Below are 22,687 nucleotides of genomic sequence, written 5' to 3'. Positions count from 1 at the left end.
TTAGTTTACTGTTTTGCCTATCATGGCTTCACTATTTCTGTATCTATTGGGTTCCAATCCCCAAACACACTACCTAGAGTATATCTATTTTTTTGACTGTCGGTCAGCTGATGTGACCAACTGACTCGTTGTGCAGCATTGGCGCCTGCTCCAGTAGATTGATACTCTGCGTAATAAGATCTTTTTTCTGCATACCGCTTGCCCCAGTTGTGCCAACCTTCTGGTTTGATATGTTCAGCCATTTCGCATGAAATGAATACTGTACGTGCGTCGTCTCGCCAAGGCCTACCCAAGTACACATCGTGTTTGGGCGCATCTCCTACCAATTTGCATTGAAGAAAAACATAACCATAAGCTACTTCTATAGTCGTATTGGCTGCGGTGATGTAGTGTCCTCCTGATTTTGAATAAATGGTACATCGATCAAATACTGCCTGAGATGCTCCGAATATAAAATCTGTAGTGCCTTCGATGTAGCAGTTGAGATAATACTGTCGACTCTTTTTCCCATAAGTATAGAGTGTGTCTTGATAGCCCAAAAAACGGCAGTTTTTGAAAAAAACTCGATCGCCATCTACACGTATAGCCACTGCCTGCCCTACTGGGCCTGCGGTATTTTCGAAAGTCAAATTTTCAGCATTGAAACCATCTGCAAACACGTAAAAACTAGCCGACCCAGACGTTCCCATTTTCTCTCCAAAACAATTGAGTTTATCTGCATAATTATCAAAGGTGATAATGGTTGTCTCTGCATCTTCTCCAATGAAAGTCACATTAACCTTGGAAGCTGGCAAAACCAATTTTTCTTTGTAGGTTCCCGATTTGATAAAAACGGTAGTAACGGCTTTCCGAAAATCAGGAATGGCATCGATAGCCGCTTGTATGCTTTGATAATCACTAGACTGATCCTGCCCTACAATCAGATCATAGCTGCCCTCCTGTGGCAACGCCATACTAGCCACATAGATTACACTACACCATAAGGTCAATAGGTACTTCATACTTAGTTAGTTTCTGCTGCTTTCTGATTTTGGTATAAAATAGCTGCCATGATAAATGGCCCCACTCCCTTAGGGTCATTGTCTCGTTTAGGTTCGTTTACATAGTACTCGTAGGAGGCATCTCTGTAAGGATTGCCTCCCAGTCCAGCTACTGCACAGTTGGTCGTGAGGCTCACCGTACCATCGTCGTTCGTTTCAATGAAATGAGCCATTATACCCTCATAAGACTTGACAGCCACCGCTTTATGATCGGCAGGTAGGTAACCCTTTTCTACCGCTTTGAGGAAGAAATAGGTAAACATGCTTGAACAAGAAGCCTCAAGGTAGTTGTCTTTGTCTCCAGGTCTATCCATGATCTGCCACCACAATCCCGTTTCGTCATCTTGATATCTGATCAGTCCTGCGGCCATACGATCGATAGCGGCCAGTATATCTTTTCTATTTGGATGATCTTCTGGGAAAAAATCCAAGATATCGACCAAGGCCATAGCATACCAACCCATGGCTCTGCCCCATACATTTGGCGAAAGACCCGTGACAGGATCTGCCCATCGCTGGTCACGGCTTTCATCATAGCCATGGTAATACAATTGCTTATCGACATGGTAAGTATGCTTCTCTATTTGAGCCACTTGAAGTGCCACGTCGTCGAACAATGCAGGCTCATTGAACTCCTTGGCGTATTGTGCCAAAAAGGGGGATCCCATATACAATCCATCCAACCACATCTGATATGGGTATATTTTTTTGTGCCAAAACCCACCTTCCGACGTACGCGGCTGGTCTCTCATTTGATCTCGAAGTGTATCTATGGCCAACCGGTATTTTTCGTCGCCAGTCTCTTCATATAATGTGAATAGAATTTTACCAGAGTTGACCCGGTCGATATTGAAGTCACTTTTATGATACGTCTTGATACTCCCATCTGGGTTGATAAGTGAATCCGTATAATATCTCACGTAATCGTAGTATTTCTTATTACCAGTAGCCTGCCATGTTTTGAGCATGGCGCTACAGATCAGCCCATTGGAATACTCCCATTTAGGGGCTTTCCTAAAATCCAGCAACCTTGGATCAGGGTTTCTGATGATTTCAGAATTAGCCATTTGCTCATAGATGGTCAATGGCTTCGCCACATCAATGGTTTCTACTCTTTCGCCGACCGATTGGCTACAGGCTGAAAGCATAACTAAAAGGAGTACATTTATTAGCTTATTCATGTGGTCTTGATTTTAGGATTAATTCATTGAGATACATTTCTAAGTTGGTATAGTAGTCGTGTCTATCTGCACGTGATTGATCAGAAGGATCTTTTCTATCCAATCCATTAGCTACTTCCCAATCGTCAGGCATGCCGTCCTGATCGGTGTCTTTCAAAGTTTTTTTGGAGAGGAGTACTGGCCATCCTCCTGCTTCACTTGGCGTATTGATGATACCATCCCCTTTAGGGCCTTTAGAGGCTTGCCCGTTTAGCACTTCATCTATTACACGCTGATCTAAATCGTCTCGCGCATAAGATGCTCCTGCATGGGCCAGTACTTCGGGATATGCTGTAGCGGCTGAGCTTATCTCTTCCTGCATGGGCCACATAGGGCTCAATGGCAAAAATTCCGCTGGCACGTCACCCACTACCCCATTGCTGTTGTCTGCATTAATGACAGAATCGCCCTCTACGACATTGCCAGACACATAATATTTACCGTAAGGTTCTGAAGGTGCTACTATTCGAGCTTTCTTGCTCTTGTGTGTAGCAGGGCCTGGTTTGAAATAATTATTAACCATTTGATGGTTGCCTTCTTCTCCGCCATAGGCGGTGTTGAACTGCCAATTGTAAATGACATTATTCCAGAAGTCTACCTGCTCTCTCTCGGGCTGTTTGTGATAGCGTGCACCACAAAATCTGGGATTTCTGCTGGTATGATGTGCCAGTAAATTATGATGAAAACTGGCTCCTTTTCCTCCCCAAATTCCGCCATAACCATGGCGTCCTTTTTTATGTACAGACTCCGCTAGGCTTTCTGTAATGAGGCACCACTGAAGTGTAAAATTTTCATTGTCATAAAAACTGGCAACTTCGTCCGTTGCCCAGCTGAAGGAGCAATGATCCAATATGATATCTTTATGGCGAACTGCTCCTATGCAATCTGCCTCTACACCCGACCGATCTCCTAGTCTAACGCGGATGTACCTAATGATTACGTTGTCTGCTTTGATCGAGACTTGTTGATTGCGGATACAAATACCACTGCCTGGAGCAGACTGCCCAGCAATAGTGAGATCACCAGACTTTATGTCTAGTCGGGATTGCAGTTCTATATTGCCAGACACGGCAAATAAGATTGTTCGAGGGCCTGTTTGCTTGATGGCTTCGCGTAGACTACCTGGCCCATCGTCGTTGAGGTTGGTAACATAAATGACTACTCCTCCTCTGCCTCCAGTCACAAACTTGCCATGCCCTTCGGCTCCAGGAAAAGCCAAGGGCTGTGCCCAGCTCATACTTGAACCTAGCAAGCAGCCATACAACAAGAGGCAAAAGCGGTATGTAGACGTTGTTTTGCTCATCATATCTTACCTATTATTATTTGCGGCTCTGGAAGTGGCTGATTGAGTGCCTTCAGAAAAGGGAAGTCATATGCTGCCAAACCTGATAGTGCCAGCTTAACCATTAGGTGGGCTCCTGCCACACTAAAATGAGTATTGTCTGTGATCCCTTCTGGATAATATGGGTGCTCCCCAACCTCATACCACAGATACATGGCCTTGGAGGGTTCTTTCCCAAGGTTTTTGATGGCTGCTTCTGACAGCATTTGCATATCTACCAAATCGACTTTTTGTTCTCTGGCAATGGTTCGCATGACCTCTGTGTAAGGTGCGTGCGTATCGATTAAACTTCCCTGCTTATTGAATTTTCTTCGAGTTACTGAAGTAAGCAAGACTGGAATGGCTCCCTTTTTTCTTGCTTCATTGATATAAAAATTAAGATAAGCTCTATAGCCTGTATATGGGTTGGTAAAACGGACACTATCTGTCATTTTTCCGTCGTTGTGAGCAAATTGGATTAAGAGGTAATCTCCAGCCTGTAGCTGTACGTCGACCTTGGCCCAATGCCCCAGCGTATAGAAGCTTTTGCTGCTCCGTCCATTCACCGCATGATTGATTACCTCTACCTGATCAGTGAAGTATTCTGGCAATACCTGTCCCCATCCCCTCTCAGGGTTAGTTGCAGGATTGAGTTTATTGGCCATGGTAGAATCGCCAATAAGATGTAGGGTATATTGCTCTGGCTGGCACGCCATAAGGCACAGCGCTAGCAGGCAGATTTGAAAAAATCGCATGATAGATAACATTTAGTCGAAATGAGAAAAATAACCAGCCAGGACTCGCATCCCAGCTGGTGTTTCATTCTTAGTTAGTCTGGTAGACTACTTTGAAGTCTAGCATGTAGCTATCTCCTTTTCTATTTCCATTATTATCTATGGTCTCTGTGATCATCACCAAGCATTGCGCGCCCCAAGCAGTTTCGAAATAGACTACTTTGCCATTGATGATATCTACACCATTGTCATCATGGTTGATATCTTTGAGGATATCTGTAGCATCTGCACCTTCATCCGTCAAAGACATGGCTTGTATACTTTCGGCGGTAGCCGCAGCAAAAAAGGCTGCATCTCCTCTGTCCAGTTTAGAAAACTGAGTATCGTTCAATACTATATCTGCATTTCCTTCAGTACCTAGTTTAAATTTGTCACCATACTCAGTGGCAGGAGAGAAATACCTCACTTGAGGAGAGCCAGAATCAGCACTCGAAATCATGAAGTCGATATCCAAACCATTGGCATCGGCTATGATCGGATCGTAAGCATGCGACTTACCGTCGCTCAGCGACACGCCAATATCCACCCCTGTTTTTCTTTTGTCTGTACCATGTAGTTCGATATCGCTATAGGCAAACATAGTATACACAGGAGATTCTACTACAGATACCGTGATGTCGTGCGAGGCTGTATTGCCTTTTGCATCAGTAGCTAGAATATTGAAAGCCTCGTGATCCAAATCGAAAGTGATGATCTCAAAGAGATTCAGCTCGTTGGCATCAGCCCCTGACGGGTTGATTTTTTTATATGTGCTTTCTTCTCCTTTTTTAGTCACCGTAATTAATACTTCTGACAAGCCTGATTCTGATTTGATTGTCCCTTGAATAGTATCTTTAGCACTTACCGAAAGATCAATCACAAACTCAGTAGCTTCGATATCAATGACTGGGCCGCCTTTGATCAAAACTTTTCTGGAGATTTCTACTACATCGCCAGTGGTGTTTTCGGCAATGACTTTCACAAAGCTTACATCTACAGTCCAAGGCACTTCTACCTCAAAATCGTAAGACCTGCTTCCGCCATCGAAAGAAGAAACCTCTTGAAAGGCTTCTTCTTTGTCGCCAGACACAGCTACGAAAGAAACTTTAGCTAAATCTACGTCTGAGGATACACTTCCTGTCAACTTGGTCCATTCGCCATCTAGGTCTACTGGAGCAAAATCGATAGGCATTTGATCTAAATCAATCACTATGGGTTGATCGATTCCGTTATTATCGTCTGTGCATGACACTGCCATGGCGAGTGCCAAACACGCTATAATTGAATAAAATATATTTTTCATGATCTTTTAGTTATATGCTGGATTTTGGGCAAAATCCTTATTCTGATTGAGATCCAAAGCGGACTGTGGTATAGGTCTGAGGACTTTCATTTCGCCTCCGTTTCCTACGAAATTGGACGCTTCGATCCACATGTGATGCGCCGCTGCTCGCTCTACAAGCTTACCTGTTCTTTTCAAATCAAACCATCTGTGGTACTCGCCTAGCAGCTCTCTACCACGCTCATCGAGGATGTAATCGATATCGAATTCACCAGCAGTAGCGTTGGCTACGTTGGCTCTGGCTCGTACCACATTGAGCTTGGCTAAACCTGTAGTCGCATCGCCCGCTTGCAAATAAGCTTCGGCAGCTACCAAATAGGCATCAGCTAATCTGGCGATCACTACGTCTCTATTACTTGTTCTTCCTTTGTCGCCATTGGCGCCAAATTGTGCCTTGGGGTCATCAAACTTTTTAACGATAATCGTCGCCCAGTTTCCAGAGATATCAGCGCCTTCTGGATCGTATGTTCCATAGTCATGATAAGTCGCATCAGGATTGGCCGTAGTAAAGGCTAATTTATCTGCAGCGGTGTACCACGCTGGTGCATAAAAATGCGCTACATCCAGAGTGGACTTGTCTTCTACATCGAAATAATCAAAATAACGATCATATACGGTAGTCATAAAAGTGCCTTCCCATCTTTCGTCTCCTTGCTCAAAGAGGCTCAGAGCAAAATTGTTAGGACACAGGTTGTAGCTTTTATAAGGCGCTTTGCCTGCCACTTCTGTTCCTCCAGTGTACGAACCGAAGAAGTTTTGCTGTCTGTTGCCCAACTCTCCTTGTACGGCGCTGGTAGAGCCTTGATCAAACTGCACAGAAAAAATCGTTTCTGCATTCATTTCGTTAGTAGGCAACCATAAGTCGTTGAAAGGAATGTCGAGTGCCTGTCCACCTATAACTGCATCAGCATAAGCAGCCGCATCTGCAAAATCAGTAGCACCTGCAAAACTTTCATACCCTCTTGTCAAAAGTACTTTGGCTAATAAGAACTGAACTGTTTTCTGATTGACTCTACCATCGAATGCTCCAGCACTCACTACTGGCAATGCCTCAGTAAGGTCTGTTACGATTTGCGTATAGATATCTTCAGCACTGCTTCTATCGAAAGTTACAATAGCATCTGCAATCAAATCTGTGATCAAAGGCACGCCTCCATAAGTCTGTACCAATAGGAAGTAGGCATGTGCTCTCAAAGCTTTCATTTCTGCCACTCTTTGATCCAGATCAGCTGTAGGCTCTGTCAATGAAGCATAGTATATCGCCGTATTGGCTCTTTGTACTGCTGTAAAGCATGTTTTGTACAAATGATCTACCCCTTCAGACGAAGAATTTAAATTAGAATATCGGCTCAAGCCTACTGGCTCGGAATCCCTGCCTTCTGAGTACATATCTGTACCTGCGCAAAACAGCCAAGCAAAATCTCCATATATCTCTCTCAGAGCCGAATAGTTGGCATTTATCAATGCAGAGTATCCTTCTTCTGTGACATAAAACTCCTCTGCTGTCACGTTCGACTTATTTTCTTCTTCTAAGAAACTTTCGCAACCTGCTAGAAAAAGTAATGTCAGTGCTAGTATTGAAATAATATTTTTCATGTCTCTTTAATTTAAAATTTTAGACTTAGACCCAACTGAGTAGTCATCGTACTCACACGACCAGAACCAAATGAAGCCTCGGCCCACTCTGGATCCCATCCGTTGTAATCAGTGAAAGTGAATGGGTTCAGCACGTTTACATAAATTCTAAACTGCTGAAGTCTCAGTTTTTCTAACAATGCATCTGGCAAAGTATAGCCCAATGAAATATTGTTGATTTTAACAAATGAAGCGTCTTTGTAATAACCCACCAGTTCGTTTTCCCAGTAAGTCCCACCGTTTCTTGGCTGCGGGTAAGTGTTGGATGCTTGTGCAGGAACCCCCACATTGTTGGCCGGGATATACCAGCTGTCTATGTTGGCTTTCTGACGACCTCTATCTGTTACGTCTTCGAAGTTTCTGTGAAAGTTGCTAAAAGCCAGCGATCCATGCTTAGCATACACCGTAATGTTCAAATCAAAGTTTCCCACATTCAATCTAGAAATCAAACCACCTGTCCACTTCGGATCAGACGAGCCCAATATCATTCGATCGTCGGTAGGGTCGATCACACCGTCGTTGTTTACATCTACCACCTTGGCTTGTCCTTCTGTTTGGTTGTAAAGAGTAGCCAAGTCCTTTTCGTCTGCTTGCCATATGCCATCAAACTTGTAGTTGTAGTGCGAATCAATAGATTCTCCAATAAACCAGTTGTTTCCAACATCGTCGTTTTCCGACTGTCCGTAAATCGACTCTATTGTATTTTTATTCGCCCCAAAGGTGAAGATTGTTTCCCATCTGATCTTAGTCGTTTGTACATTGACCGTGCTCAACATCACCTCTACTCCAGTGTTTTTCACAGATGCTGCATTGGCAGTAATCGCAGGGTAGCCTGTTTCGAGTGGCAATTGCTGCTCTACAAGTAGCTCATCCGAAGTACGTGTGTACCAGTCGATGCTACCTGTGACTCTATGATTGAAGAACCCGTAATCCAATCCAAGGTTGAATTCTTTCGTTTTCTCCCAAGTCAAGAACTTATTTGCTAGGTTTTTTGGCACCCAGCCATTAGCAGATGAGCCATTGAAATCATAATAAGTTTGTTGATCTAGGGTGTTTACCGAAGCATATGGCGCTATGTTATTGTTGCCAGTGGTACCGTAGCTAGCTCTCAATTTCAAATCAGAAACTACAGCGTTTCCTTTTAGGAAGGCCTCGTTACCGATTTTCCAGGCGGCAGAAATGGATGGAAACGACTCCCATTTTCTACCTTCAGCCAAGAGCGAAGAGCCATCCCAGCGATTGGTCGCCGTAAAGATATACTTGTCGGCCAATACATAGTTTAATCGCATGGCAAACGAAGCTAACTGACTCTTTCTAAAATAGTTGCTCACGTTATAAGTACTCTGCTGTCCAGAACCTAGATTATAGAAACCTGTTTCGAATGGCTGCTGCAAAGAAGACATTTCTGAACTTTCTGTACGGTCTACATAGATACTCTGTAGCCCCATAAAATTGAAAGTATGCATGCTGCCGATCGTCTTGGTCACGTCCACTTGGTTGTCCCATGCATAATTGAAGTTCTCGAAATTTTTCAACTCTGAAGAAGGCAAAAACCCGTTCTTAGATCCTATGTCGGTTCTCGCTCCCCAATACTTACCTCTTCTATAAGACTTGTATCCTGTAGAAAAGGAAGATTTTACTTTCAACCAATCGGTGATTTGGTATTGCAAATACATATTCCCAATGTTGTTCCACTGTCTGGTATTGTCTGTAGCATTGGCGATTTCCAATAGCGGATTAAATGTACTCGTCTTATCGATGGCTCTCGTACCATCAGGGTACAGCAGTTTTCCTGGTTGATTGAACAACTCTCCTACGATTTCATCTCCATTGGCATCGATAGCCCAAGGTGAAAGAAAAGGATTCAGACGGAAAGCATCCTGCATGGCGTTAGGGTTGCCTCGCTCATTGTTCATAAGTGAAGAAGAATAACTAGCACCTACTTTGAATTTTTTGCCGATTTCTTGATCTATACTACCCCTGATGGTGTACTTATCCAAAGACTCATTGGTGATGTTGCCTGTTTCGTTTTGATACCCCAAGCCTAAAGAGTAAGACGACCCTCCATCTCTATGATTCATAGAAATGTGATTGTTAGACTGTGTGCCAGACTGAAGCACAGCATCATACCAATCAAATCCGTCGAGTTCGTCAAAACGCCTTCTCAAGACTGAGTTAGAACCATCAGACACTACTTTGGTACCATAATACTCCTCTGGCGTGAGCAAATCGTAATCTTTGGTAGTTGCCATATAAGCACCTGTATGGTATTCTTTCCATTTGGCTAAGCTCATCATTTCTGGCAGTCTTGTGGCTTCTTTGAATCCGTAATAAGATTCTACAGAGAACGTAGTACCGCTAGGCACATTCACTCCGCCTTTGGTTTGGATTAGGATCACACCGTTAGACCCTCGAGATCCATAGATAGCTGCCGAGGCTGCATCTTTCAATACATCCATACTGGCAATGTCTTGTGGGTTTAGGAAGTCGATATTGTCTACCACCACACCATTCACTACATACAATGGGGCTGCAGCCGACGAATTATCTTCACTAGTCAAGGTGTTTTTTCCTCGAATGGTAACATTAAAACCATCGCCCAAGCGTCCTGTGGAATTGCCTACCTGCACACCAGCTATACTGCCTTGTAGGGCTTGCATAGGGCTGGTAACACCACGTTCGTTGATCACTTGATCATCTACGCCTACAATAGCACCAGTCAGATCGCTTTTCTTTTGTGTACCATATCCAATCACCACCACCTCGCTCAACATCTCATTGTCTTCTTGTAGTACCACATCGATGGTCGTACGACTACCAATGACTACAGACTGAGCTGCGTATCCAATAAAACTGATCTTAAGGTTGGTAGCTTCCTCCGGAACGGCTAAGGTATACTTACCTTCTAGGTCGGTCACCGCTCCTGCCGTGGTACCTTCTGCAATTACTGCGGCTCCCGGAAGGCTCTCGCCATCTGGACCAGTCACCACTCCGGTCACTGTACTCTGGGACATGGCTACTGTAGAAACCAGTAGAGACATGAGTCCCAAGTAAAATTTCCTCCTCACCTGAGAAGAACAATACATGCGTAATTTTGTGTACATATCATCTTATTTAGTTTGACTTATGTTAAGCTCCTCGTTGTGTCCTTCAGTCTGGCCGGATACAATTCGGAATATTCAAATCTGATCAGATGATGACCGAATCAATATTCAATACTTAACATATGCCTAGCATTTTTTGGAAAGGTGGAAAAAACACGGCTTAGGAAAGATGGAGGGTGATTATTTCCTTTATCAGACGGCATTACTTCTGAAAAAGATTACAATAATATAGTGAAATAAATAGAAAACAGTCTCATCAGCCCCCCCCTTTTATCGATGGCAACATAGCCCAACAAACGGCTAAAAAGGGTTCGACTGCGACTCTACTATCTAGTGGAAACAAACCTGATTTAATCATTATTTCAAGATTCTGGCGAGCTCTTCTATAAATACTGAATAGAGAATGGTAATTGGTGAATAGCCCTGAGTACCAATATCAGCTAATCTTGAAGATCACAAACAGTATGTAAGAAAGGTTGAATTCTGACGTGTGATACCCTCCACGTCAAGTAGAAGAAAACAAGATGAAGAATTTTTTAGACAAAGACTTTTTACTAGCTAATACAGTCGCTGAAGAGTTGTACCACGACTATGCGGCGGATATGCCTATTATAGATTACCACAATCATCTCATCCCAGCGTATATCGCCGAAGACCATCAGTTTAGCAATATCACAGAAGCATGGCTCGGTGGCGATCATTACAAATGGCGAGCGATGCGTGCCAATGGGATTGACAAAAAATACATTACAGGTGAAGCGCCAGATGATCAGAAGTTTCAGAAGTGGGCTGAGACGGTACCTTATACCTTGAGAAACCCGCTCTACCACTGGACACACCTCGAACTCCAGCGCTACTTCGGTATCTCAGACTTGCTCGACGGAAAATCCGCCGCCCACATCTATACCGCAGCCAACGAGCAACTGCAGTCCTCTGCCTATTCCTGTCAAGGGCTCCTCAAAAAAATGAACGTAGAAGTAGTCTGTACTACAGACGACCCTATAGATGACCTGCGCTATCACAAACAAGTGCAAAATTCCTCCTCCAGTCTCAATGTCTTCCCGTCGTTCAGACCAGACAAGGCATTGGGTGTGGATCATGCTGAGAGCTACAACAGCTACCTAGATCAACTGGCCAGTGTCTGTAATACTCAGATCGTGAATTTGGACGATCTATTGAGCGCGCTACAAAGCCGAGTGGACTATTTCCATCAGTTGGGCGGCAGATTGTCCGACTTGGGCTTCAATACCATACCGCTACTCGACGAGTCTGCTCCTGTAGATCGCCTGTTTGCTAAGGTAAGAGGTGGACAAAATTTGGCGGAAGCCGATGTGGCGGCACTACAAGCTCACCTCCTACTCGAACTGTGCAAAATGTACCACGCCAAAGGCTGGACACAGCAGTTTCACCTAGGTGCGCTTCGCAACAACAACGATCGTGGTCTCCGAGAGCTCGGTCCAGACACGGGGTTCGATTCTATTGGCGACTTCAACCATGCGGTGGCTTTGTCTAAGTTTTTGAATAAACTGGATGATTCCAACCAACTGGCCAAGACGATACTATATAACCTCAATCCTCGCGACAACGACCTGATGGCTACTATGGCTGGCAACTTCAACGACGGGGAGACCGTAGGCAAAATCCAGTTCGGCACGGGCTGGTGGTTTTTGGATCAAAAAACTGGCATGGAAGCACAAATGAACTCCCTGTCGAACATGGGCTTGCTTAGCCGATTTGTAGGCATGCTCACCGACTCGCGCAGCTTCTTGTCTTTCCCCAGACACGAGTACTTCCGCCGTATCCTTTGCAATCTGCTCGGCACAGATGTAGCAAACGGCGAACTGCCACACGATATTCCCCTCCTCGGCCAGATGGTAAAAGACATATGCTATCACAACGCGAAGGCTTACTTTGATTTTGACCTTAAAGAATAGCTGATGAGAATAAAAAATAAATGGATAGGTTTTGTTTTAGTTGTATTTAGTACGTGCCTTCTTTCTTGTGCCAATAAGAAAGAAGGCCGCGTGCTAAAGCTAGCCCACGAACTCAACGAAACCCACCCCGTACACATCGGGATGGTAGAAATGGCCCGACTGCTCGACGAGATTTCGGAGGGAGCATTTACCATGGAAATATACGCCAATGGGCAGCTCGGCAAAGAAAGAGACTTGCTAGAGCTCCTTCAGATCGGCAGCTTAGATATGACCAAAGTGTCGGCAGGTGCCTTGGAAAACTTCGTGCCTGAAATCAAAGTATTGACCTTGCCCTACTTGTTTAGAGACTCCGCTCACGCAGCTGGTGTACTACAGGGAGCGATTGGCAAAAAACTACTAATGAAAGGCAGCAACTACAAGCTCCGCGGCCTATGCTTTTTTGATGCAGGTAGCCGGAGTTTTTACTCCAAAGATGCCCCCATACAGTCTCCTGAAGAGCTGGCAGGATTGAAAGTACGCGTGATGAATAGCCAATCGGCCTTCGACATGGTGAGTGCCTTAGGTGGTACTCCTACGCCTGTATCGTTTGGAGAGCTCTACACGGCACTGCAGCAGGGCGTAGTAGACGCCGCAGAAAACAATCCGCCAAGCTTTTACACTTCTCGTCACTACGAGATTTGCAAGCACTACTCTATAGATGAGCACACCACCATACCCGATGTACTCATCGTGAGCACTTACCTCTGGAATCGGCTCACCGATCAGCAAAAAGAATGGCTACAGGAAGCTGCAGACCGTGCCGTGATCTATCAAAAACAGGTATGGGCCAAATCGGTAGCCGAAAGCCTCGAAAAAGTAAAAGCAGCCGGTGTTACGATTTACTACCCTGAAAAATTACCCTTTCAGGTAAAAGTAGAACCGCTCTACGAGCAGTATCAGTCCGAGCCAGAACTGTATCAGCTCATAAAAGATATTGACGCCATTGGGCAAACCCTAAAAACGGAAGAAGAAGATGAGAAATAAGTTGGATAAATTTTTAGAGATCAGCCTCAGCCTATTATTAGGCCTGATGGTACTCAATGTACTCTGGCAGGTAGCCTCCAGGTACTTGCTCAACGACCCTAGCGCATTTACCGACGAACTGTCTAGGTATTTACTCATCTGGGTAGGGCTACTCGGTGCCGCCTATGCCTCCGGCAAAGGCATGCACGTAGCCATAGAACTGCTCGAACGAAAACTCACCACGCAGCAAAAACACATACAGCAACTGACCATCAGAATACTCATATCGGCCTTTTCGATCGTCGCTTTGATTGTTGGGGGCACTCGACTTGTCATCATTTCGTTTCAGCTCGGGCAGACCTCTTCTGCCATGCACTTGTCGCTAGGCTATGTCTATCTGGCACTTCCGCTGAGCGGATTGCTCATCTGTTTTTATGCCCTTTCAGATTTTTTCACTCAGCTAAAAGACAATCATGGAGCATCTTGAGATATATACTTTAGTCATCAGCTTTTTGGTATTCCTAGTCATAGGCGTACCTGTAGCCTATAGCGTAGGCCTGTCTTCTTTATTGACTATCCTAGTCAATATCGATCAGATGCCTGCCTATACGACCATGGCACAGCGCATGGCCACAGGACTAGACAGTTTTTCGCTGTTGGCCATCCCATTTTTCATACTGGCAGGCCAGATCATGAACCAGGGCGGTATCGCTCAGCGGCTCATCGCTTTTGCCAAGGCACTCGTGGGGTCGTTTCCTGGCGGCTTGGCCTATGTCAATATCATCGGCGCGATGCTCTTTGGTGCGATCTCTGGATCGGCCATGGCGGCAGTGTCTGCCATCGGCGGCACTTTGGGGCCTCGCATGGAAAAAGAAGGATATGAAAAGTCCTACAGCGCAGCGGTCAACATCGCATCGTCTACGACTGGTCTGGTCATTCCGCCATCCAATATTCTGATCGTATATTCACTCGCCAGTGGTGGTGTATCTATTGCCGCACTGTTTTTGGCGGGCTATATTCCAGGCATTTTGATGGGGCTGGCGCTCATGCTAGTAGCGGCGGTCTACGCCAAAATCAAAAATTATCCAAGAGGAGAAAAGTCAACACTCAAAACCATTCTCATCACCTTCATTCATGCTTTCCCTAGCCTGATGATGCTCGTCGTAGTGATTGGTGGTATTGTGGTCGGGATCTTCACCGCTACCGAAGCCTCGGGTATTGCCGTACTATATACCTTCGTCTTGTCGCTCATCTACAAAGAACTGACGCTCGATAAAATTAGAAATATCACAGTAAGCTCAATAGGCACTACTGCCGTGGTGGCCTTGCTGATCGCCTGCTCCATGAGCATGTCTTGGGTCATGGCGTATGCCAATATCCCACAGGCCGTCACAGCGGGTCTACTCAGCGTGTCGGACAATCCGATCGTGATCCTATTATTGATCAACCTGCTACTACTAGCCGTAGGTATTTTCATGGACATGACACCCGCCGTTTTGATTTTCACTCCCATATTCCTACCTGTAGTCACTGCGATTGGGATAGATCCCGTTCATTTCGGGATCATCATGGTGATGAACTTATGTATCGGACTCTGTACGCCTCCCGTAGGTTCCGTATTGTTTGTAGGGATCGGTGTGGCGGGTATCTCGCTCGACAAAGTGATCAAGCCGTTGATTCCGCTATTTATAGCCATGGTCATCGTCTTGCTTTTGGTCACCTACATCCCTCAGATCAGTCTGTTTTTACCACAATTATTTGAATAAGAAATTATGAAAGCACTAAATAGAACAACCGTACCCACCACACCTTTACCGATCAAAATTCTCCAATTCGGAGAAGGCAACTTCCTACGTGCATTTGCCGATTGGATGATTGACTTGATGAACGAAAACCATGGGTACAACGCCGGTGTAGCCGTAGTGCAGCCCATTGCCCAAGGCATGACCGACATGCTTCGCAAGCAAGACAACCTGTATCACCACATCTACCGTGGCCTACAAGACGGAAAAGCTACAAGCCAGACTCGATTGATTTCCTGTATTCAGACAGCGATCAGCCCGTTTGAGGCCAGAGCCGAATACGACCAACTAGCTATCTCCGAAGACCTAGAAGTGGTGATCTCCAATACCACCGAAGCGGGCATCGTGTACAAAGCAGACGACCAGCCAAGTGCGGGCCAACTGGCCGAGACATTTCCTGGCAAGGTGACCCAGCTCCTATGGGCGAGATATGAGCACTACAGTGGAGATACAAGCAAAGGCTTAAAGTTTATCCCCGTAGAACTGATCGACAAAAATGGTAAAAAGCTGAAAGAGGCGATATTAAACTATGCTAGTCTTTGGGACTTGCCCGCCGCTTTCGCGGAATGGGTAAATACGCACAACTATTTTGCAAATACGCTGGTAGATCGAATCGTACCGGGCTATCCACGAGACGAAGTGGCCGACATTCAGGCGGCTATTGGCTTCGACGATCAATTGATTGTATCCTCTGAGGTTTTTCATCTGTGGGTAATCGAAGGCAGCAAAGAAATACAAGCAGCATTCCCTGCCGACCAGTGCGGCCTCAACGTGATCTATACCAAGGATCTGACGCCCTACCGTGTACGAAAAGTAAGAATCCTAAACGGCGCCCACACGTCTATGGTACCCGTAGGCTTGCTCAACAGCCTAGAAACAGTAAAAGAAACCGTAGAAGACGAAGTGGTAGGGGCATTTGTACGGCAAATCATATTTGACGAAATAGCTCCCACGATAGCTCTCCCAAAAGCAGAGCTAGAAGCCTACGCCGAGGAAGTGATCGAAAGATTCAGAAACCCATACATCAGACACGAACTCAAAAGCATTTCACTCAATTCTATTTCGAAATACAAAGTACGTGTATTGCCTTCTCTATTGGATGCACTAGCCGCCAATGGAGAATTGCCACAAGGACTGGTACTTGCACTTACTCATCTGATCAGGCTCTACCTCTCCTCCTATGAGATACAGGACGACGAAGGGGTAAAGGAGTATTTCAAATACCTCAGACAAAGCACTCATAGCCCTGAGCAAATCATTCAGTCAATCTTAGCTAAAACAGAATTTTGGAACCGAGACCTGAACCAAATCGCTGGGCTTGGCGAGTTAGTTACAACCCAGTTTGAACAACTACTCGACGGCGCCACTATTTCAGACTTTCTAACAACAAAAGCATGAAAAAAGCCATCACAATAAACGAGTCGGACAATCTGGGCGTAGCCCTGACCGACCTCCAAACAGGTGCTACCATCAGTATCAACGGAGCCGAGGTCAGCCTCAAGCAAGACATACAGGCCAAACATAAGTTTGCCCTGCACGATCTCGCCATAGGCGACGAAATGTACATGTACGGTCTGGTAGTAGGCACAGCCAAGGTGGCCATCCTGGCAGGACAAGCCATCACAGTCGAAAACACGGCACACAAAGCCACCTCCTTTACAGACCAAGCCACGAGCGACTTCCAATGGGCGGCTCCGGATGTGAGCCGCTTCGAGCAGCGCACCTTCGACGGCTACCACCGTGCCGACGGCCAAGTGGGCACAGACAACGTCTGGCTAGTCTTTCCATTGGTTTTCTGTGAAAACAGAAACATACTCACCATCAAAAAGGCCTTCGAAAAGGCCCTCGGCTACGAAGACAGCAACGCCTACAATGACTTTGCCTCTACCCTCGTAGACCAATATAAAAACGGCGCGTCTTTCGACGAAATCAAACTAGAGACAGCTATCAAAGCAGAAAAAAAGGAGCTGTTTGAAAACGTAAAAGTAAAATTCATAACGCACCAAGCGGGCTGCGGTGGCACACGCGAAGACAGCGACACGCTCTGCCGACTACTCGCTGGCTACCTCAAAAACCCCAACGTAGCAGGGGCTACTGTGCTCAGCCTGGGCTGTCAGAATGCCCAAGTAAGCATCCTACAAAGCGCCATAGCCGACACGTCGGGTACGCTCACCAAACCGCTCCTGATCTTTGATCAGCAGGAAACGGGCAAGGAGTCCGACCTGATCGAGAACGCAATCAAAGACACGTTCAAAGGGCTGATCGAAGCCAACAAAATCACGCGCCAGCCGGCACCGCTCTCTAAGCTCACCATCGGGCTAGAATGCGGCGGATCGGATGGATTTTCGGGTATTTCGGCAAACCCTGCGCTAGGCCATGTATCGGACATGATCACCGCCTTGGGCGGCAAAGCCATCTTGTCAGAGTTTCCAGAGTTGTGCGGTGTGGAGCAAGAGCTGATCAACCGCACGAAGGATCCAGCTCATGCCAAAAAATTCATCTCCCTGATGCGGGCTTACGCCAAATCGGCAGAGGATGTAGGCTCTGGGTTCGACATGAACCCCTCTCCCGGCAATATCAAAGACGGCCTGATCACGGACGCCATGAAGTCGGCCGGAGCAGCCAAAAAAGGCGGTACATCGCCCGTAGTGGATGTACTAGACTACACCGAGTATGCCAACAACAATGGCCTCAGCCTACTCTGCACCCCAGGCAATGACGTAGAGTCTACGACTGGCCTAGTGGGCTCTGGTGCCAATGTTGTTTTGTTTACCACAGGACTGGGTACGCCTACAGGTAACCCGATCGCGCCAATACTGAAAGTATCGTCCAACACCAAACTGGCCGAGCACATGCCCGATATCATCGACATTAATGCAGGTGTGGTGATCGAAGGCAAAAAGACGATAGCAGAAATGGGAGAAGAAATGCTCAATCAAATCATTCAGATAGCCAGTGGACAGGTAGCTGCTAAAGCTGTACTGATGAACCAAGAGGATTTTATTCCTTGGAAGCGTGGCGTGTCGCTGTAGAAGACACCTCCGCTGTACTTGTAAAACGCTTCGTCAGCCCGATCCAAAACGGACTGAGCAGAAGCGTCAATGAGATCACTGCCACAATGGTCTGATAACCAAAGTTGGTAATGATCTCATTGGAATAAGCCAACTGCCCCAGTACAAAACTGAACTCCCCTATTTGCGAAAGCAAAGCACCTGCATAGAGACTGTCTTTCCAGCTCATTTTAAATCCACGCATAATTAACGCATTGATCAGGTTGTTGGAAATAAAAACTACAATCACCAAAGCGCCTATCACAACCAAATGTTCCCACAAAAAGTGGATATCTATCAACATGCCAATGGAGATGAAAAATAGTGCCACAAAAAGAACCTTAAAGGAATATAGACTTTTATGAAACCAATTGGTAGACTTGGATGTAGCTACAAAAATACCTGCAATGAAAGCTCCTAAGGCAGTAGACAGTCCGAAAAAACCCGAAATGGTGGAAAACCCGAAACATAGGCCAAAGGCAAAAAACACTTGCAGTTCGTGGTCACTTTTCAAGGTCTTGTGAAAGGGCAGTCTGATTTCCTTTTTGTAAAACAAAAACAGAACGAACCCAATCAGGAGTACCCCTCCGACCAACTGCAAAGCAATCTCTGACACGGAAGTCTCTGTGCCAGACAAGTAACTCATACAAATGAGCATAGGCACAATCAGTACATCTTGCACTAGCAATACGCCCAGTACATTTTGCCCCACGGGATGATCTATCTCTCCAGAGTCTTGAAGTAATTTCACAATCACGGCTGTACTACTCAAGCTCACCACAAACCCTAAGGTCAATATTCTAGCCATAGACCAGTCATAATATTGGCCTATGAGCCATACTGCTAGCACGCTAAATATCACTTGGAGGATGGTGCCTATCACAGATATCTTCCAATTGGCCACGAGCTTCTGTAGAGAAATCTCCATGCCAATGAAAAAAAGCAGCAGGATCAAACCCAGTGAGCCTAATGAAGTGATCAGTTCGGCGTCAGTAAATACACCCAACACATGTGGCCCCACCACCACTCCAGTGATGATATAAACGATCACGTGCGTTTGCTTGAGCATTTTCAAAAAAAAGCCCACAATCACCACGGCGAGTGTCATGGATACAAATTTGAGCAAGTAAGGGTTGCTCTCTATAACTGCTAGCATAATCGGATTAAATTTCTAATCAAATCTAACACATCATGACAGTATAAATATTTGTTGGAAACAGAAATATTGAGATCAAATCAGTTTTAGCTCATGAGCATATTCTTTATTCTAGAGAAAATAGATTCCATCCAAAACTGATACATCTTGCCAGATGGATGCAAACCATCACTAGCGATAAGAGCAGGGTTGTTGGCAGCATCTCGCGATATGCCAGTAATGTTGAAATACTGCACACCCATCTCTTCTGTGATCCGTTTTTTAGAGGCGTTGAAGGCGTCGATCTCCTGACGGATTTGTTCAACATCCCTACTTGCTCCCACAGGGGTCACGCTATAGTCGGGGATAGATAAAACAAAGACTCTATTTTTATTATTACCTGCAAACGCTAGAGCTTCGCTGAGTAATGCCCTGTATTCTTGCTCAAACTGGCTCAATGATCTTCCTTGGAATTGATTGTTTACACCTATCAACAAAGAAACGAGATCATAAGTCTCTCGTAGATCGTCTTTACTCTTAATGGCACGCAGCAGATCACTAGTTGTCCATCCCGTGGCCGCTATGACTTCAGGATCAGCCATAGACACCTCTGCCTCCAGTAGTGCCTTTGTCAACAGCACAGGCCAAGACTGACTCTTGGACACCCCATGTCCGATGGTGTAAGAATCGCCCAGTGCCAAGTAATGAAACCCCGTTTCGGTAGTGCCTTCCAGTCCTCCATTGGGGCTATATCCTGGAGTATTTTTAGGTGGCTCATCCTCCGTACAAGCCATCAAAAACAAACAAATGACCATCCAAAGCCAAGACCTAATCACATGAAAATAACTCATCATGCATTGATATACGAAAGGAATGGTTTTATGGATTGTCATTCACGCAATAACACACGTACTAAGACTCCCCTCCTCTGGTTGTAGCACCCGCTCGGTAGCCACTGCCTCCATCGCGAGGCAGACACGCTCATGAGATATCTCCACTCATGCCTCACTGCGATATGACTGGGGGAGAGGCACGCCAGACACCCCATCCCCAGCAGCCTGTGGGTGACAACACGAACAGCAGGGGCGACGAAAATTAGAACATCAATTTAAATATTAGTCCCTTCGGTGGGCTGGCGAAAAATTGGTGGCGATGTGGGTAATGGCCTTGCGCCTTTAAACCTGCATGATGCATTAGGACTTCGTGATGAGAGGTTAAAAAGCGATAAATCAGGAAGTTTTGCGAAGAAAGCATAGCACCGCTATGGTGATGAGAAAAACGAAACGAAGTGTCTGATTTGAAGCTGTTTAAGCTCGGAATAGATTTCTTAATGCATCATGCAGGTTAAATTTTTCTTGATTTTTGCATCCTTTTTATCAAGAAAAAGGATGAGCCTCCATGGCTTTAATGGTGGTAATCGAAATTAGTTAAACTGAATATACATTCAGATTCCCTTCAGAAATACGAAGCGTCAGACGCAGAAAGGCGCTATCGGGTAATCTCCCACGGCGTGCAGAAAAGCCAATGCTATTATTAGTATTGTGCTAAGTTACATCCCGAAGAGACCTGGCAACCATAGCGAAATCTGTGGTATGTAGGTCACGAGGAGCAGCACCACGATCATCGTTACCAAAAAAGGAATCAAGGGCTTGATGACGCTCGACACACTCACTTTGGCTACACCACTACCTACGAATAAAATAGTACCTACCGGCGGCGTACAAAGACCAATGCATAGGTTGAGTACCAAGACCATCCCGAAATGCACAGGATCCATGCCCAATGAAGTAACTACAGGCAAAAATATAGGTGTGAATATCAGAATCGCTGGCGACATATCCATGAACGTACCTACAATCAGTAGGGTCAGGTTGATAATCAAAATGATCACGATCGGATTGGTCAGATTGTCGATGAGCAAACTAGAAATAAACTGCGGAATGCTCTGAAACGAAAACAACCAAGACATCGCCATCGAAGTACAAATCACCGCCATGACCAGCGCAGTGGTCTTGCCACTATTGAGGATAATGGAAGGAAGGTCTTTGACCGTCACGGTCTTGTAGATAAAGGCCAAAATACCCGCATATAACACCGCAATCGCTGCGGCCTCTGTAGCGGTGAATATACCCGCTACGATACCACCTACCACCACAACCAAAAGCATAAGACTGAAAAAAGATTCTTTCAGATAAGTCAGTGTTTTGGCAAAGCCTACTTTTTCGCCTTTCGGCAATTTCTTTCTGTGTACCTGAAAAGCTGCGGTGAGTATAAGCGCAAAGCCTACTAAAAAACCAGGTACATAGCCCGCCAAAAACAAGGAAGCTACAGAAGCTGTCCCCCCACTGGCTAGGGCATAAATAATTAAGACATTACTCGGAGGAATGAGCAGTCCTGTAGTCGATGCGGTAATATTGACAGATGCGCTGAAGGCGCGTGGGTACCCTTCGTCTTCCATACGATCGGTCATGATGCCACCTATGGCCGAAGCCGCCGCTACAGCAGATCCCGATACGGCGCCAAACATCATAGCAGAAAGCACATTCACAAAGGCCATCCCTCCAGGCAATCGCCCTAGCAAGGCATAGGCCAAATTGATCAAGCGATTGGCTATACCACCCTGCTTCATCAGCTCACCAGCCAACACGAAAAACGGTATAGCCAATAGCGAAAAGCTATCAATACCTGTGGTCATCCGCTGAGCCACAGTAGTAAGCGCAGGCATACCACTCACACTGAGTAGCAATGTACAGGTGGTAGAAATACCAATACCATACACGACTGGCACACCCAAGGCCAGCAGTCCGAAGAAGCTTACAAACAAGAAAAGAATACCAGCAATTTCGACTTCCATATCAGGATACCTTAGAGATGTTGTGAATAGAATAGAAAACGATAAGTAGTCCGCTCACCGGCACTACCATATAGACATAGCCTAGCGGTATTTGCAAGGCAGACGACAATTGACCCAAGTCTAATGTGATATAAACCAAATTGCCTCCTCCGATCAGCATCACTACTGTAGCAAATAGGATGATGATAGACTCTATAAAGATGGTCGCTTTCTTTTTGTTTTGTTCAGAGAATTTTTGATACACATAGTCCATCGTGAGGTGCTCGCGCTGCCCCGTGAGATAGGCCATGCCCAGCAAGCTGAGCCAGATCAATGAAAACCGTGCAAACTCCTCGGTAAACGAAGGAGAATAGGACAGTAAATATCTAGAAAATACTTGTGCGAGTACGTCCACAATCAACAACGAAAAAATGATGACCATGAACTTTTCAAGTACACGATTGATCGTCTGATAAGCTTTGCCGAGTAGTATCAA

17 protein-coding genes are annotated in these 22,687 nt (G+C 45.6%); 6 read left to right on the top strand and 11 right to left on the bottom strand.

Annotated features, from left to right (window positions below):
- Positions 1 to 20 precede the first annotated feature (20 nt).
- From N7E81_RS09515 to N7E81_RS09485, 7 genes are all read right to left on the bottom strand, one after another.
- Positions 21 to 1,001: a pectinesterase family protein gene (locus N7E81_RS09515; RefSeq protein WP_263053052.1), complete on the bottom strand. Its 981-nt coding sequence runs from the start codon at positions 999 to 1,001 to the stop codon at positions 21 to 23.
- Between the two features lie 2 nt (positions 1,002 to 1,003).
- Positions 1,004 to 2,221, bottom strand: coding sequence for a glycoside hydrolase family 88/105 protein (locus N7E81_RS09510; RefSeq protein WP_263053051.1), 1,218 nt, complete (start codon positions 2,219 to 2,221; stop codon positions 1,004 to 1,006).
- Positions 2,214 to 3,566: a pectate lyase family protein gene (locus N7E81_RS09505; protein WP_263053050.1), complete on the bottom strand. Its 1,353-nt coding sequence runs from the start codon at positions 3,564 to 3,566 to the stop codon at positions 2,214 to 2,216. Before N7E81_RS09505 ends, N7E81_RS09510 begins: the two co-directional genes overlap by 8 nt.
- Complete coding sequence (locus N7E81_RS09500; RefSeq protein ID WP_263053049.1) at positions 3,563 to 4,336, bottom strand: rhamnogalacturonan acetylesterase; 774 nt, start codon at positions 4,334 to 4,336, stop codon at positions 3,563 to 3,565. Before N7E81_RS09500 ends, N7E81_RS09505 begins: the two co-directional genes overlap by 4 nt.
- 70 nt (positions 4,337 to 4,406) lie before the next feature.
- Positions 4,407 to 5,657, bottom strand: coding sequence for a hypothetical protein (locus N7E81_RS09495; protein WP_263053048.1), 1,251 nt, complete (start codon positions 5,655 to 5,657; stop codon positions 4,407 to 4,409).
- A 6-nt stretch (positions 5,658 to 5,663) separates the two neighbouring features.
- A complete protein-coding gene (locus tag N7E81_RS09490) occupies positions 5,664 to 7,292 on the bottom strand; it encodes a RagB/SusD family nutrient uptake outer membrane protein (protein WP_263053047.1) in 1,629 nt (542 codons plus the stop codon).
- Between the two features lie 11 nt (positions 7,293 to 7,303).
- Positions 7,304 to 10,435: a SusC/RagA family TonB-linked outer membrane protein gene (locus tag N7E81_RS09485; RefSeq protein WP_263053046.1), complete on the bottom strand. Its 3,132-nt coding sequence runs from the start codon at positions 10,433 to 10,435 to the stop codon at positions 7,304 to 7,306.
- A 524-nt stretch (positions 10,436 to 10,959) separates the two neighbouring features.
- Between N7E81_RS09485 and uxaC the strand changes: the two genes are divergently transcribed.
- The 6 genes from uxaC to N7E81_RS09455 are packed head-to-tail and all read left to right on the top strand — an operon-like array spanning position 10,960 to position 18,205.
- A complete protein-coding gene (uxaC, locus tag N7E81_RS09480; protein ID WP_263053045.1) occupies positions 10,960 to 12,369 on the top strand; it encodes a glucuronate isomerase in 1,410 nt (469 codons plus the stop codon).
- 3 nt (positions 12,370 to 12,372) lie between these two features.
- Positions 12,373 to 13,392: a TRAP transporter substrate-binding protein gene (locus tag N7E81_RS09475; protein WP_263053044.1), complete on the top strand. Its 1,020-nt coding sequence runs from the start codon at positions 12,373 to 12,375 to the stop codon at positions 13,390 to 13,392.
- Positions 13,382 to 13,858, top strand: a complete 477-nt coding sequence (locus tag N7E81_RS09470) for a TRAP transporter small permease (RefSeq protein ID WP_263053043.1) — start codon at positions 13,382 to 13,384, stop codon at positions 13,856 to 13,858. Before N7E81_RS09475 ends, N7E81_RS09470 begins: the two co-directional genes overlap by 11 nt.
- The gene (locus N7E81_RS09465; RefSeq protein WP_263053042.1) at positions 13,845 to 15,137 is read left to right on the top strand and encodes a TRAP transporter large permease; all 1,293 of its coding nucleotides are present in this window, start codon (positions 13,845 to 13,847) and stop codon (positions 15,135 to 15,137) included. The genes N7E81_RS09470 and N7E81_RS09465 overlap by 14 nt, the downstream gene beginning before the upstream one ends.
- Positions 15,138 to 15,143: 6 nt before the next feature.
- Positions 15,144 to 16,571 carry a tagaturonate reductase gene (locus N7E81_RS09460; RefSeq protein ID WP_263053041.1) on the top strand — a complete coding sequence of 476 codons (1,428 nt, stop codon included), beginning with the start codon at positions 15,144 to 15,146 and terminating at the stop codon, positions 16,569 to 16,571.
- Positions 16,568 to 18,205, top strand: a complete 1,638-nt coding sequence (locus N7E81_RS09455; protein ID WP_263053040.1) for a UxaA family hydrolase — start codon at positions 16,568 to 16,570, stop codon at positions 18,203 to 18,205. The genes N7E81_RS09460 and N7E81_RS09455 overlap by 4 nt, the downstream gene beginning before the upstream one ends.
- On the opposite strand, the gene N7E81_RS09450 is transcribed toward N7E81_RS09455, so the two are convergent.
- From N7E81_RS09450 to N7E81_RS09435, 4 genes are all read right to left on the bottom strand, one after another.
- Positions 18,174 to 19,379, bottom strand: coding sequence for a cation:proton antiporter (locus N7E81_RS09450; protein ID WP_263053039.1), 1,206 nt, complete (start codon positions 19,377 to 19,379; stop codon positions 18,174 to 18,176). The two genes, N7E81_RS09455 and N7E81_RS09450, sit on opposite strands and share 32 nt — an antisense overlap.
- Before the next feature lie 86 nt (positions 19,380 to 19,465).
- The gene (locus tag N7E81_RS09445) at positions 19,466 to 20,251 is read right to left on the bottom strand and encodes an SGNH/GDSL hydrolase family protein (protein WP_263053038.1); all 786 of its coding nucleotides are present in this window, start codon (positions 20,249 to 20,251) and stop codon (positions 19,466 to 19,468) included.
- 656 nt (positions 20,252 to 20,907) lie between these two features.
- The gene (locus N7E81_RS09440) at positions 20,908 to 22,212 is read right to left on the bottom strand and encodes a TRAP transporter large permease (RefSeq protein ID WP_263053037.1); all 1,305 of its coding nucleotides are present in this window, start codon (positions 22,210 to 22,212) and stop codon (positions 20,908 to 20,910) included.
- Position 22,213: 1 nt separating this feature from the next.
- Entirely contained in the window at positions 22,214 to 22,687 is a 474-nt protein-coding gene (locus N7E81_RS09435; protein WP_263053036.1) for a TRAP transporter small permease, read from the bottom strand.

Source organism: Reichenbachiella carrageenanivorans (assembly GCF_025639805.1).
GTDB lineage: Bacteria > Bacteroidota > Bacteroidia > Cytophagales > Cyclobacteriaceae > Reichenbachiella > Reichenbachiella carrageenanivorans.
The sequence above is the reverse complement of the archived record's forward strand: the minus strand, read 5'-3'. Positions and strand labels throughout refer to the sequence as shown.

Coding starts and splice junctions, on each gene's coding strand:
- N7E81_RS09515 (WP_263053052.1), bottom strand. CDS start 1,001: ATGAAGTACCTATTGACCTTATGGTGTAGTGTAATCTATGTGGCTAGT.
- N7E81_RS09510 (WP_263053051.1), bottom strand. CDS start 2,221: ATGAATAAGCTAATAAATGTACTCCTTTTAGTTATGCTTTCAGCCTGT.
- N7E81_RS09505 (WP_263053050.1), bottom strand. CDS start 3,566: ATGATGAGCAAAACAACGTCTACATACCGCTTTTGCCTCTTGTTGTAT.
- N7E81_RS09500 (WP_263053049.1), bottom strand. CDS start 4,336: ATGCGATTTTTTCAAATCTGCCTGCTAGCGCTGTGCCTTATGGCGTGC.
- N7E81_RS09495 (WP_263053048.1), bottom strand. CDS start 5,657: ATGAAAAATATATTTTATTCAATTATAGCGTGTTTGGCACTCGCCATG.
- N7E81_RS09490 (WP_263053047.1), bottom strand. CDS start 7,292: ATGAAAAATATTATTTCAATACTAGCACTGACATTACTTTTTCTAGCA.
- N7E81_RS09485 (WP_263053046.1), bottom strand. CDS start 10,435: ATGTACACAAAATTACGCATGTATTGTTCTTCTCAGGTGAGGAGGAAA.
- uxaC (WP_263053045.1), top strand. CDS start 10,960: ATGAAGAATTTTTTAGACAAAGACTTTTTACTAGCTAATACAGTCGCT.
- N7E81_RS09475 (WP_263053044.1), top strand. CDS start 12,373: ATGAGAATAAAAAATAAATGGATAGGTTTTGTTTTAGTTGTATTTAGT.
- N7E81_RS09470 (WP_263053043.1), top strand. CDS start 13,382: ATGAGAAATAAGTTGGATAAATTTTTAGAGATCAGCCTCAGCCTATTA.
- N7E81_RS09465 (WP_263053042.1), top strand. CDS start 13,845: ATGGAGCATCTTGAGATATATACTTTAGTCATCAGCTTTTTGGTATTC.
- N7E81_RS09460 (WP_263053041.1), top strand. CDS start 15,144: ATGAAAGCACTAAATAGAACAACCGTACCCACCACACCTTTACCGATC.
- N7E81_RS09455 (WP_263053040.1), top strand. CDS start 16,568: ATGAAAAAAGCCATCACAATAAACGAGTCGGACAATCTGGGCGTAGCC.
- N7E81_RS09450 (WP_263053039.1), bottom strand. CDS start 19,379: ATGCTAGCAGTTATAGAGAGCAACCCTTACTTGCTCAAATTTGTATCC.
- N7E81_RS09445 (WP_263053038.1), bottom strand. CDS start 20,251: ATGACAATCCATAAAACCATTCCTTTCGTATATCAATGCATGATGAGT.
- N7E81_RS09440 (WP_263053037.1), bottom strand. CDS start 22,212: ATGGAAGTCGAAATTGCTGGTATTCTTTTCTTGTTTGTAAGCTTCTTC.